This is a genomic window from Mucilaginibacter ginkgonis, from assembly GCF_009754905.2.
Classification (GTDB): domain Bacteria; phylum Bacteroidota; class Bacteroidia; order Sphingobacteriales; family Sphingobacteriaceae; genus Mucilaginibacter; species Mucilaginibacter ginkgonis.
This window is the reverse complement of sequence record NZ_CP066775.1, coordinates 2,029,497-2,042,842: the sequence shown is the minus strand read 5'-3', so window position 1 is coordinate 2,042,842 and position 13,346 is coordinate 2,029,497. Positions and strand designations below refer to the sequence as shown.

The window sequence follows — 13,346 nt, the reverse complement described above, 5'->3', positions numbered from 1 at the left end:
GCCCGCTATGAGTATTTCTAAAACATATCAGCCAAAGGATGCAGAGGCTAAGTGGTATAATTACTGGTTAACAAATGGTTTCTTAAGGTCTGTGCCTGATGAACGCGAGCCTTATACCATTGTAATACCACCGCCAAACGTTACCGGGGTGCTGCATATGGGCCATATGTTAAACAATACCATACAAGATGTACTCATCCGCCGTGCACGCATGAAAGGCAAAAATGCATGCTGGGTACCCGGTACAGACCATGCCAGTATAGCCACAGAAGCTAAGGTTGTTGCCATGCTTAAAGAACAGGGCATCAACAAAAAAGACCTAAGCCGCGAAGAGTTCCTGAAATACGCATGGGAATGGAAAGACAAGTACGGCGGCATCATACTGGAGCAGCTGAAGAAATTAGGCGCATCATGCGATTGGGACCGTACCCGTTTCACGATGGAAGATGACCTGTCTGACGCCGTGATCGACAGCTTTATACACCTCTACAAAAAAGGCTGGATATACCGTGGGGTGCGGATGGTAAACTGGGATCCGCAAGGCAAGACCGCTGTAAGCGATGAAGAAGTTATCCGGAAAGAGGTTAACCAAAAGCTATATTATATACGCTATGCGATAAGTCAAAATAAAAACAACTCTGAACCGGCAACTGACAACTTTCTCACTATTGCCACTACCCGTCCCGAGACCATTATGGCCGACGCGGCGATTTGTATCAACCCTAATGATCCCCGTTTTACACATCTCAAAGGTCAAAAGGCGTTCATTCCGCTGCTCAATAAAGAAATACCCATTATTGAAGATGAGTACGTGGATATGGAATTTGGTACCGGTTGTTTAAAAGTTACACCTGCTCACGACCTGAACGATTACAACCTTGGCCAAAAGCATGGCTTGGAAAGTATCGACATTTTGAATGATGATGGCAGCCTGAATGAACGCGCACAGATACTTGTGGGCGAAGACCGTTTTGCGGCACGTAAAAAAATAGCTGTAATGCTTGAAGAGGCAGGTGCGCTGGAGAAAGTAGAAGAATACAAATCCCAAGTTGGTTTTTCTGAACGGACCGACGCCGTGATAGAGCCTAAATTATCTATGCAATGGTTTTGCAAGATGGATGAGATGGCTAAACCTGCACTAAACGATGTATTAAATGGTGATGTAAAACTAATCCCCGAAAAGTTCATCAACACGTACCGCCATTGGATGGAAAATGTGCAGGATTGGTGTATAAGCCGCCAATTGTGGTGGGGGCAGCGTATCCCGGCGTGGTATCTTCCAAACGGTAAGTTCGTTGTTGCCAAGACTGCTGAAGAAGCTTTGGTTGAAGCTCAACAACTGATAACTGATAATAAACAATTGACAATTGCCGACCTACGCCAGGAAGAAGATGTGGTAGATACCTGGTTCTCATCCTGGTTGTGGCCGATATCTGTATTTGACGGATTTAAAAACCCTGACAATGCCGACATTAACTATTACTATCCTACTAATGACCTGGTAACCGCTCCTGAGATATTGTTCTTTTGGGTAGCCAGGATGATAATGGCAGGGCATGAGTTCCGCGGGCAAAAACCGTTTACCAATGTTTATCTAACAGGTATCGTTCGGGATAAGCTAGGCCGTAAAATGTCAAAGTCGTTAGGCAACTCGCCCGACCCGCTTGGGCTGATCGAAAAATATGGTGCAGATGGTGTGCGTGTAGGCATGTTGTTAAGCTCGCCCGCCGGTAACGACCTGATGTTCGATGAAGGCTATTGCGAGCAAGGCCGCAACTTTGGCAACAAGGTATGGAACGCGTTTAAACTTGTAAAGGGATGGGAGATTGACCAAGATCTTTCTAACCCCAATACTGTCGCGATACAGTGGTTTGAAAGCAGGTTCAATGAAGCATTGCAAGAGATCGAAGACAACTTTAGTCAGTACCGTTTATCGGAAGCACTGATGGCTACTTATAAACTGGTGTGGGACGATTTCTGCGCCTGGTACCTGGAGATGATCAAGCCTGCTTATCAGCAGCCGATCGACGCGGAAACTTATAAAGTAACGGTCGAATATTTCGAGAAGATCTTAAAGCTTTTACACCCGTTTATGCCCTTCATAACAGAAGAATTATGGCATGACGAACTGTTCGGCGAACGTGCCCCGACCGACTGCTGTATTGTGGCAGAAATGCCCAAAGTTGGGGAAATTAATCCAACGCTTTTGCAGCAGGTAGAAACTATTAAGCAAATAATTTCAGGCATACGAAATATTAGAAATAGCAATCAAATCGCGCCAAAAGAGGGTGTCGATCTTGCCGTAAAACTTAATTCTACTGTCGAACTCGAAAGGTATTTTAACATCATTAGAAAGCTTGGCAACGTTCAGGATATCAGGTTTGTCAAAGAAAAATTGACTCAAGCCGGGTCATTTATGGTTCTTACAGATGAGTATTATGTGCCTTTGCAGGCTAAGTTAGACCCTGTTGCAGAGCAGGCACGCCTGCAGAAGGAAAGCGAATACCTAATGGGTTTCTTGAAATCTGTGAACGCGAAACTGCAAAACGAAAAGTTTATGCAAAACGCCAAACAAGAGGTGGTTGATAACGAACTGAAGAAGCGCGCCGATGCCGAATCGAAATTAAAAGTTGTAAACGAAGCCCTTGCAGCTTTGGCAAACTAATTGTAATATTGAGATTGCTTTGACCTCAAATGTCCCCTATAAACTGATGTGTTTTGCGGACATTTATTCCGGTTGAATTTAAATTATGGCTACCAAAGCGGGCTTATTTAATTTTTCATTAAAGAAGATAATTAACCCCCACCAGTCTGTTTTAGACCAGGCGCGTGTGAGTTTGCTTTACTATGCCTTAATCTTTTCATTCTTTGCTTTCTCGGCAACAACGGTAGTTCTGTTCTTACAATCCCAAAAGGGCGATTACAGTTACCTGCTATACGTCGGTATTTTAATTAACCTGATTTTCGCGGTGCTGTTTAAATACCTTACAGCAACAGGCGACTGGAAATCTGTGTCGCACGTGTTACTAATTGTTGTTACGGCGTTCAATATCAGCAATCTATATATTATTTCGCAGGTTGTAGATATCGTATGTATCCAGCTTATTCTGATAGTTATCCTGGCTAGCTTTTATACGGTAGGGCAGCGTTATGGCATGTTCTACTCTATGATAAATTTGGTGCCTACCATGGCCTTTATGGTGCTGCGCTACATGCACATGTATCTCATTCCGATTAAGCCGGAGGCCATTAATCCATCGATAACCATTATGGTTATCCTGATCAACTTTATCCTCATCATCTTTATTCATAGTCATTTTTACTCAGCTTTCTTAGGCAACATCAAACAGCTTTGGTCTACCAGCGCGGCACAGTCTAAATTAAATTCCGAGCTGGAAGTTGCCATCCAAAAGGCGGAGCAATCAACCCAGGCTAAGTCGGACTTCTTATCGACCATGTCGCACGAGATACGTACCCCGCTGAACGCGGTAATCGGGATGACCAACCTGCTGATGATGGGTACCCCGCGCGAGGATCAGAAGGAAAACCTCGAGATCCTTAAATTCTCGGCAACGAACCTGTTATCGATCGTTAACGACGTACTCGACTTTAACAAGATCGAGTCGGGCAAAATATCTTTTGAAAGTATCCGCTTTAACATTGCCGAGTTGCTTGATAACATTTGCGGTGCACAGATCATCAAAGCGAACGAGAAAGGCTTAAGTTTCCAGATTAAGATAGACGAGGTCTTGAAACAACGTACAGTTTTAGGCGACCCAACGCGTATTACCCAGGTTATTTTCAACCTTGTTAGTAACGCCATCAAGTTTACTCAAAAAGGAAATATCTGGGTTACTGTTACCTGCCTCGATAGCACTGCAAACCGCCTGTTGGTTAACTTTTCTGTAAAAGATACAGGTATTGGTATCAAGAAAGATAACATGGCGCTAATCTTCGAAGCGTTTGCGCAAGAGTCTATGTCCACTACCCGTCAATACGGTGGTACCGGCTTAGGTTTGGCCATTGTTAAGCGCCTGCTTGATCTGCAACACATTGACATTGTAGTAAACAGTAAGGAAAACCGTGGATCTGAATTCTCATTTAAGATGGAATTCGAGATCGCCGCCAAAGATTCGCAGCAGCGCATCATGACCTTTACACCGCCGCCTCCTGCACCTAAGCTGGATTTGAACGGTACGGGCATGAGTCCAGCACTTCCCGAAATTAATACCGGTGCGCACGTTGTTGGGGTTCCGGTCCCATCAACAATAAATAATCCAATACCTCCTGTACAGGAACCTGTTGCAGCTGCACCGGTTGAGGAAGTGCAGGATTCGTTGTCACATGTGCGTGTTCTTATTGCAGAAGACAATATGGTGAATGTGATGCTGATGAAAAAGCTATTATCTAAATGGGGAATCACGCCCGTGTTTGCGGAGAATGGCGCCGTTGCGGTTGAAGAGATGCAGAAAGCCAATTTTGATATTGTGCTGATGGACTTGCAGATGCCTGTATTGAACGGCTTTGAAGCAACTTCTCAGATCCGTGAAATGTCTGACCCTAAAAAATCAGGCATACCAATCATCGCGCTTACCGCATCTGCATTGCTGGACATTAAAGACCAGGTATATGCTGTAGGTATGAATGATTATGTATCCAAGCCGTTTAAGCCCGAAGAGCTTAAAGACAAAATGCTTGCCTTGTTATCTGTTCCCCAAGCCTGAGTTGTAGGCAGGGAGCTCTTCTAGAAACTTATAATTCTTTTCTTCGAAATTGATTTGCGCCTGGTAGGTAGTAAGTCCGTTTGTAACCACTAACAGTTGCACCTTGTGCACCATGTTATAATTTGCAGCCTGCTCAAATACTTTTTGGTCGATGGGCACGCCCGGCGCTTTACATTCTACCAGGCCTATCTTTTGCCCGTTGTTGTTATGCAGTAATATATCGCTGCGGCGCTGCATGCCGTGTAGCTTAAGCCCGCCTTCTACTTTGATCAATGATTTTGGGTAGCCTTTATGGCCGATCAGAAACCGGATGAAGTGCTGCCGTACCCATTCTTCCGGTGTGACGAGGATTTCCTTTTTGCGGATCTCATCGAACATGAAATAACTGCCGTCACGCTCGGTTATTTTAAACGGATAGGGAGGTAAATTTAACGGCTGCAATACGTTCACCCTGCGAAATTGCTGATAATGCGCGCCAAATCCTAATGCATAAATCCGTAAATTGGCAGGAAGTTTTATGACAGCCCAGGATATCCTTAAAGATCTTAAAAGCCGCAAATTTAAACCTGTTTACTTACTGCACGGCGAGGAACCTTACTTCATTGATGTGGTGAGTAACTACGTTGAACACAACATCTTACCCGATGCCGAGAAAGGTTTTAACCAGTCTGTTTTTTATGGCAAGGATACTGATATCATGACCGTTTTGGGTGCTGCCAAACGTTACCCCATGATGGCCGATTACCAGGTTGTGCTGGTCAAGGAAGCACAGGACATGAAATGGGGCAAAGAGGATGACGATAAAAAAGGCATCAACCCGCTGCTAAGTTATCTGGATAATCCCCTGCCAAGCACCATCCTGGTTTTTTGCTATAAGTACGGCAAATTTGATAAACGCAAAAAAGCATACAAAGCGATAGATAAAAACGGGCTGATCTTTGAATCGGCGGCACTTTACGACAATAAGCTGCCTGCCTGGATAAAAGGCTACGTGACGTCCAAGAGTTACAAGATCGCGCCGCAGGCATCCGCGATGCTGGCCGAATACCTAGGTAACGACCTGTCTAAAATTGCCAATGAATTAGATAAGTTAATGCTGAACATCGCGGCCGGTCAGGAGATATCTTTAAAAGAGATTCAGGATAATATTGGTATCAGCAAAGAATACAATGTGTTTGAGTTACAAACCGCGCTTGCCCGCAAAGACGTTTTCAAAGCGAACCAGATCATCAACTACTTTGATGCCAATCAAAAGGCAAATCCAATTGTGGTGGTATTGGCAAACCTTAATACCTTTTTTACCAAGATACTGCAGGTCCATTACCTGAAGGATAAATCGCAAAACGGTATCGCACGCGAATTGGGCATCAACCCATTTTTCGCAAAGGATTACGAGGCGGCGGCACGCAGCTTTGACTACGGCAAAACGATGAACATCATTAGCCTGCTGCGCGAATGTGATCTGCGTTCAAAAGGGGTAGACGGCGGTGCGCCGCACGGCGAGTTGATGAAAGAAATGTTATTTAAGATCTTGCACTAACCTGTGTCTATTCACCCGTGTCGGGCCTGAAATCCAGATCAAATTCCAGATCGTCCTGATGATATTGATTGATCTCTCCCGAATTAAGTTTCACCTCGATCGCGTCATCTTCACTAACCTGGTTAATATTCACTATGCCTTTTTCGTCGGTAGCCGTAACTATTACTGCGTCGCCGTACTCAAATAATCCGTCTCTCATAGTATCACTAACCACCGGTTACCGCGAATGTTTAATTAAAAAGAAAACCCTTCCGCTTTAGCGAAAGGGCCTCTTTAAAATGACTTAGTAAACTAGTTTATATCTTTATCCCTACACCGATATTAAATGTGCGCCCCTCGGCAGGCAGGATGCCGGGGCCGGGATACATGTTAATGCGGCGGGTAAAGTATTTAGCATCAAACATATTATTGATGTTGCAGGTAAACTGGTAATGTTTCAGGAATGAATATTTAAACGCCAAATCAAAAACATGATACGCCGGCACTATACCGCTTGCGCCAATCGCGTTAAATGTGGTGTTGTTGGCATCGCTAAAGTTCTTACCCACATAGCTATATTGCAGGGTAGCGGTTATATGCCTGTCCAGGTAAGTTAAACCAGCGCGGTCAATCCACTCCGGGGTTCCCTCGGCATAGTTTCCGGTAAGCGGCAGGATTTTACCGCCCTGGCTATACACGCCGCTTATGTAGCGGGCATGGTCATACTGGAAGGAATTGAACAACCTGATGTCGCTTACTGATGAGTGGTTGAATGAACGCAGCAGCGATACCTCAGTAAACGCCTCGATACCTTTGGCAACCATGTTACCAATGTTGGTCACATACAGGTACGAGATATTACTCGCATTGGTAAGCGTTAAATTACCCACACGGTTGCCGTAATAAACGCGAAACAGATTAACGTCGTAACTAAAAATATAACCTACGCGGCCACGGTATCCCAGGTCGATGTCATAGCCCTTGCTGTCTTTAAGATTGGGGTCGATCACGCTGAACTGGTCGGCAGGGGTAACGCTCGCGTAAATGTATGGCCTGTAAGCCTGTGAGATGTTGCCATAAAGCTGTCCGTTAGCAGTAAGCTGATATTGCAGGCCTGTACCGAACAGGGGGAAACTGCGCTGACTGTTATAATTTACAGGAAACGTCCGGTTATTTACAACGCCATCTAACGAGGTTTTGATCAGCTCATACCTGAAGCCCGGCGTTACCGAGAATTTAGGTGTAATGCGGAAAATATTTTCCGCGAAGGCGGCATAGTTATCTGTATGCAGGTTAACATCTATACCATAAGGCTGCACAATGCTCAGGTCGAAATCTGTGCCGGTGGTGCCAATGCCTTTTTGCCTGCGATTGGTTGTTTCGGTAAAATAGCGCACACCGCCGGTGAAGGTGCTCATCATATCGCCCAGTTTATAATTATGCAGCAGGCGGGCTTCTGCGGTAAAGCCTTTGTAATAGTCGCGGTCAACCTGGCGGGGGTTGTAGCTTTTTAATGCAGTGTTTACCGTATCGGGCACGTTGGGGTTGGCAATAAATTGCACACTGTTTCGCTGACCGATAATGACATGGCTGATAATATTCAATTTAGTGTTAGGGTTAAAGTTGTAATTAAAGATCAGCGCCGGGATGTTGATCTCTGGGTTAAAGAAGTTCCTGAAACGGGTTGCCTGCCTGTTGTTGGCATCAAACTGGGCATCTGTTAAACCGCCGGCTATCTGCTGGCGATAATCCATCCTAGAAAATTCTAAAGCTATAGTGCCTTTGGCATTAAATTGATAAGCTATGTGTGCATAATAAACCTTGTAGCTAAAAGCGGCATCAGGGCGCCATCCGTCACCGCTGCGGTTAGAATAATAGGCGTAATAACTGATCTTTCCGCTGGTGCCGCTGATAGCATTGTACGAGTTAAAGAAATTGTTTGACCCTGCGTTTTGATAACTTTCAATGCCGAATTTCTTTGTACTGTCGGGCCCTTTCATGATCATGTTAACCATGCCGCCAAACTGGCTGCCATACTGCAACGCTGCAGATCCGCGCACTATCTGCACTTCCTGAACGCCAAGCAAAGGTTGGGTATAGTGGTTCTCGGGGTAGCCAAATATGTCAGAGTTGGTATTATAACCATTCTGCCTGAAGTTTGTCTCGATAGAACGATGCGTATCCGTACCGCGGGTGCCGATGTTTAGTTGCAGCCCTGCACCGTCCATCTCCCAAACGTTAACGCCTGGTACTTGCGCAAAAAGCATACGGGCGTTGTTTCCGGCTAAGTTTGCTTTGCCTTCTGTTGGTAACACCAAAAAAGTTTTTTTACCGGCGTTAATAGTAGTACCCGTTACATCGGGAAGGTGTTTTGCCCGTGTTTCGCGTATGATCACGCTATCAAGCTCAATGCGTTTTTGTGTTTTATCCTGGGCCGATGCAGTTAAGCCGATAGCGCACAGCGTAGCAAGGATATATATCTTGTAAAAGAATTTCATACGAATATTTTGAATAAAGAGAATAGCCATGGCAAAGCCATCGCTGTTAAAAAGGACTGATAAAAATTTTAGGAAAGAAATCCTTCGGGCGGGCGTGCGGCAGTATTTAAGACGCCGGCCAGCAATTTAGCGTTTGTTGCAGGCAATTTTTGGATGAATATTTCCTGCTGCGGCAACGAGATAGTTAGTCGTTGCGCAATACCATCAATAAGCAGGTTGACGCTTTTAACCGGAATGTTTTGTTTCTTCTCGTTAAAAGGTGCATCACTTACCTCTTTGGCGCAGATCACATTAGCCTTCAACAAACGGGTAGTTTTATAATTGGGCACACACATTACATAGATGGTGTCGGTGCTCATTTTCATACGCACATAGTTATAGGCCCCTTTTTCTAATTCTACGGTACCGCTTACATTCTGGTAGCCGCGCCAACTGTCTATGCCGGGTAAACGCACCGGGATCTTTATTTCGACCAGGTCGGCTTCGTTGTATTTATTGCTGCTGATCTGTTGTTCGGCCAGTTTATTTGAATGATAGATGACCAGCTGAAAAGCCAGCAGGTAACCGCCAAGATTATACAGCGTTACTAAAAGCAGTAATATGGCAGCGGCCCTTTTCATCATCAGCTGCAAAACTATTTAAATCAACGCTTATTAACAATCACTAAGCCATATATTTGGTCATTAAGCATTACCTGTATGGCATTAAAGAAAGGCGAATTTGTACCGGCCATTGTAAAGCGCATACTGCGCCATAGCTTTAAATATGGCTGGCATGGGCGCTATCAATCCTGGCAGCAGGCACTAAGTAAAACAACGGGCTACAATGCCGGCAGCGTTTTACAGCGAGTGCGTGCCGCTGCTGCCGAAGTGAAAAATGGCCGTGCCGTATACGAGCGCGATGCCATCACTTATGACCACGTTGAAGTAGCCTATCCGCTTTTGGCCACCTTGCTTTGGATAGCTTCGCTTAATGGTAACAATTTAAGCATTATAGATTATGGCGGATCGCTGGGTACCTCTTACCGGCAGAATTACCCGTTTTTGAAACACCTTAAAACGCTGCAATGGGGTCTGATAGAGCAAGAGATGTTTGTTACCGAAGGGAAGGCCAATTTTGAGGATCAGCATTTAAAATTCTATTATAATTTAGAAGAATGCCTTGCAGCGCAGGCCAATCCGCAATTGTGGTTATTCAGCAGTTCGCTGCAGTACATGGAAAAGCCCTACGAATTACTGCAACATGTTAAGGACAGCGGCATTGAGTTCTTTATGATAGACCGGACAGCTTTTATTGACGAACCGGACGACCGCCTGACCATTCAAAGCGTTCCGCCGGCGTTTTATGATGCCTCTTACCCTTGTTGGTTCTTTAGCGAAAGCAAGATGAATAACTTTCTGGCTGATACCTTCGAACCGGTTTACGATTTCCTTTCAGGCCAAAAGGTCGTTTTAGGACTGGATGAAATGGATTATAAAGGGAGGTTGTGGAGAAGGAAGCAGTTTTGAAATTGAATGATTTTGTAGATTTGCCGCAACACAATTAGTACATGAAACACTGGTTAGTAAAATCTGAACCCGAAAAATATAGCTGGGAAAAATTTAATAAAGAAGGCCGCACCTTTTGGGATGGCGTGCGCAATTACCAGGCACGCAACAACCTGAAAGAAATGAAGGAAGGCGACCTGGTGCTGTATTACCACAGCAACGAGGGAAAAGAGGTTGTGGGTATTGCGAAAGTGGTAAAAGAAGCCTACCAGGATCCAACTACAGATGATGCCAACTGGGTGGTGGTAGACCTGTCGCCTGTTGAAACATTAAAAAAACCGGTGACTTTGCAGACCATAAAAGCAGATGCTCAATTAAAAGATATCGGTCTGGTGCGCCAGGGAAGGCTGTCTGTAATGGGCGTAAAAGCCGAAGAGTTTGACCGCATACTTGCTTTAGGAAGCGGGGAATAGTTAGCTTAAAAAAAGTCATGCCGAACTTGTTTCGGCACCCCATCTGATTAGCAAACTCGATTACTGAATTGCTTGTGAGATGCTGAAACAAGTTCAGCATTACTATTTATAATTGTCTAGTTATACTTCCAGCGTACCTTCAACAGAATCGTCGAGGGTTTTGCCAATGGCGGCGCCGATAGCCATTTTAGCGAAAGCTACAACAGCGCCATGTTTATTATCCCAGTAGTAACCTTCTAACGGTTCAACTTTTACGACGGTGATACGCGGGTCGTCTTCACCTTCGGTGAACCAGGTTTTTAATACAGGCTCCCAAAGTTCTTTGATCTTCTCTTTGTCGCGGCTTATTTCTGCCTGACCGTAAATATTCAGGAAGCCCGCGTGTGCAGAACCCTGGAAAAGTAAGTGCACGAACGGGTCGTGGCTTACCTCGTCATTTTTGTGACTGTCAGACGCGCTCAGGAACCAGAAGTTGCCTTCATCGTCGATCTTTTGAATTGACATCGGCCTTACAGAAAGCGGAATGCCGGTTTTAATGTTGGTTACAAAAAAGCACGACTGCGCACCCTCTGCCAACTCTTTTATTTTCTTTTTGGCCTCTTCGCCCTGAAGGTTTTGCATGTTGTCTTCAGGCTGATTTTGATTAATGCTATCCATAATTTGGTTGATGTTGTTAAGCACTAATAACCGATGCCAAAGTATATTGTGTGAAAATTTTTTAAGTTAATAGATAAACGTCTTCTATGTCATTCAGAGCACAGCGAATGCCGATAGCTATCGGGATCAAACCTGTGATTGCCGCACATGCTAATGCCGCATTTTTGTGCGTTAAAGTTTGTGCCAACATTAATTTTTTTTCAAACGTCAGCGCGCAGCTTCGGTGATAAATTGCTGCGGGCACTAGGCCTGTGGGGTTGAGGGCCAAAGCAGCAATTTTGCAGGGCAAAGGCTTGTGCGGCAAAAGAAGCCTTGCGCTGACTTGGCATTTTTGGTTCTTTTGTTGCTAAGACAAAAGAACGAAGCGCTAGCGGCTAATGAGCGCAATTATTTCCAAACAAAAAAATATCCGATACGTCGCAAACGTAAATGATTTGCTACGACAACACATTTTATACGCTAAACTGCCACAACCGCCCTTTCAAACATCACCTTCTTATGAGGATGACGCTCGGCATAGTTGATCACCAGGTTGCGGATGTAGTCATTACCCGGGTAGGGGGTAAGGATGTTTTTAAGATTGGTATAGTTATCTACATCAAAGTAGTGCGATACATAGCCCATGCCATAAAAGCGGCCCTCTTCAATCAATATGCAGCTGTGCTCCTCATCGTTACGGCCCTCATCGCGTATAGCGAAAGTCGGCAGGTTTTGCTTCAATGTTTTAAGCGCGGCAATCACACGGGTGTTATAGTCAGAAACCTCTTCGCCACCGTTACAGGCACAATCTTGGCCAGCAGCACTCGTGCAAGGCTGATCGTTTTGCTGGATGAAGCACAGTTTAGGGCAAAGGCCATGGTCTTCTACCAGGTGCAACAACAGGTTACGGCCTTCGAGCATAGAACCGCAGGTGTGCACAGGTAAACTGTACTTGCGGCGCTTATCCACCGCAAGGCGGATGTAACCGCGCTGGTCTTCATAAGTATACAATCCGAATGCAAAATCAAGGTTCTTCTGCGAGCGGTTATAAGCAGGCCACAACCGCTTGATGTCGATACATTCCTGTATAAAGGCCATCAGCTCGTTACCGCACTCCTGGAAAGTAATGCGATGAATATTTTTCATGAACTCCTGTCGCTGGTGGCCCGAGTTATTGCCTGTAAAATGGCTGCAGACCCGCTTCTTGATATTCACTGCCTTACCGACATAGATCACCTTGCCTTTGCTGTCGTGAAAGTAATATACCCCCGCGGTGTAAGGCAGTCTGTCAATATCACTTTTAGGAAGGTTTGAGGGTAGCACCTGCTCGCGCGAACGCTGTTTCAAAGCCGCCGGAATGTGTTTATTAGTGTCGCTGTTGAGTAGCAGTGTAAATAAAGTGGCAGTAGCCTCGGCATCGCCGGCCGCGCGGTGGCGCGCATTGTTGACGATACTTAAATGTGCGCACAGTTTACCCAGACTGTATGACAGCATGCCCGGCAATATCTTTCGGCTAAGCCTAACAGTGCAAAGCTTGTTGCAATTCAAATCGTATCCGGCAGATGCCAGGTGATATTTTAAGAAAGAATAGTCGAAATTAACGTTGTGCGCTACAAAGATCTTGTCGTGCAGCAACTCGTAAATTTCGTGGGCAACGTGCTTAAAATAAGGCGCCTCTGCCACCATCTCGTTACTGATTCCTGTAAGCGCGCGGATATAAACCGGGATCTCGCGGCCGGGGTTAACCAGCGTTTCGAAACGCTTTACAACACGCTCGCCATCATGCACGCAAATAGCCACTTCGGTAATGCCATTCGCGCTGGCATGGCCACCTGTGGTTTCGATATCTACAATTGCGTACATCATGTGCCGGGATAACAAATGTAAGTAATTGCTAATAATGTTAGTTGTCGATGAAGGAAAAATATTTTACAAGCAATATTCACATGACGATATTAGTTAGGAAAATTAAATCAGAGGCGTTGCATAGTTATATGTAGTGTTATGAC

General features: G+C 45.1%; 11 protein-coding genes. 5 read left to right on the top strand and 6 right to left on the bottom strand.

The window, feature by feature from the left end; translation table 11 throughout:
- Positions 1-7 precede the first annotated feature (7 nt).
- Entirely contained in the window at positions 8-2,665 is a 2,658-nt protein-coding gene (locus GO620_RS09505) for a valine--tRNA ligase (protein ID WP_157526078.1), read from the top strand.
- 85 nt (positions 2,666-2,750) lie between these two features.
- The gene (locus GO620_RS09500; RefSeq protein WP_157526075.1) at positions 2,751-4,724 is read left to right on the top strand and encodes an ATP-binding protein; all 1,974 of its coding nucleotides are present in this window, start codon (positions 2,751-2,753) and stop codon (positions 4,722-4,724) included.
- Here GO620_RS09500 and GO620_RS09495 read toward each other — a convergent pair.
- Positions 4,704-5,174: a type I restriction enzyme HsdR N-terminal domain-containing protein gene (locus GO620_RS09495; RefSeq protein WP_244139391.1), complete on the bottom strand. Its 471-nt coding sequence runs from the start codon at positions 5,172-5,174 to the stop codon at positions 4,704-4,706. The genes GO620_RS09500 and GO620_RS09495 overlap by 21 nt on opposite strands.
- A 67-nt stretch (positions 5,175-5,241) precedes the next feature.
- Here GO620_RS09495 and holA point away from each other — a divergent pair, with 67 nt between their 5' ends.
- Positions 5,242-6,264 carry a DNA polymerase III subunit delta gene (holA, locus tag GO620_RS09490; RefSeq protein WP_157526278.1) on the top strand — a complete coding sequence of 341 codons (1,023 nt, stop codon included), beginning with the start codon at positions 5,242-5,244 and terminating at the stop codon, positions 6,262-6,264.
- A gap of 7 nt (positions 6,265-6,271) precedes the next feature.
- On the opposite strand, the gene GO620_RS09485 is transcribed toward holA, so the two are convergent.
- The 3 genes from GO620_RS09485 to GO620_RS09475 all read right to left on the bottom strand — a co-directional run bounded on the left by GO620_RS09485 (position 6,272) and on the right by GO620_RS09475 (position 9,364).
- Complete coding sequence (locus GO620_RS09485) at positions 6,272-6,463, bottom strand: hypothetical protein (RefSeq protein WP_157526073.1); 192 nt, start codon at positions 6,461-6,463, stop codon at positions 6,272-6,274.
- Positions 6,464-6,560: 97 nt separating this feature from the next.
- Entirely contained in the window at positions 6,561-8,741 is a 2,181-nt protein-coding gene (locus GO620_RS09480) for a TonB-dependent receptor family protein (protein WP_198173590.1), read from the bottom strand.
- A gap of 68 nt (positions 8,742-8,809) precedes the next feature.
- Positions 8,810-9,364 carry a hypothetical protein gene (locus GO620_RS09475; RefSeq protein ID WP_157526069.1) on the bottom strand — a complete coding sequence of 185 codons (555 nt, stop codon included), beginning with the start codon at positions 9,362-9,364 and terminating at the stop codon, positions 8,810-8,812.
- A gap of 75 nt (positions 9,365-9,439) precedes the next feature.
- Here GO620_RS09475 and GO620_RS09470 point away from each other — a divergent pair, with 75 nt between their 5' ends.
- Together GO620_RS09470 and GO620_RS09465 are read left to right on the top strand one after the other, a co-directional pair.
- On the top strand, positions 9,440-10,249 hold the full coding sequence (locus tag GO620_RS09470; protein WP_157526067.1) for a methyltransferase, TIGR04325 family: 810 nt from the start codon (positions 9,440-9,442) through the stop codon (positions 10,247-10,249).
- A gap of 41 nt (positions 10,250-10,290) precedes the next feature.
- On the top strand, positions 10,291-10,701 hold the full coding sequence (locus GO620_RS09465) for an EVE domain-containing protein (RefSeq protein WP_157526065.1): 411 nt from the start codon (positions 10,291-10,293) through the stop codon (positions 10,699-10,701).
- Positions 10,702-10,821: 120 nt separating this feature from the next.
- On the opposite strand, the gene GO620_RS09460 is transcribed toward GO620_RS09465, so the two are convergent.
- Positions 10,822-11,358 carry a pyridoxamine 5'-phosphate oxidase family protein gene (locus GO620_RS09460; protein ID WP_157526062.1) on the bottom strand — a complete coding sequence of 179 codons (537 nt, stop codon included), beginning with the start codon at positions 11,356-11,358 and terminating at the stop codon, positions 10,822-10,824.
- Between the two features lie 459 nt (positions 11,359-11,817).
- On the bottom strand, positions 11,818-13,203 hold the full coding sequence (locus GO620_RS09455; RefSeq protein WP_198173589.1) for an exonuclease domain-containing protein: 1,386 nt from the start codon (positions 13,201-13,203) through the stop codon (positions 11,818-11,820).
- Positions 13,204-13,346: the final 143 nt, after the last annotated feature.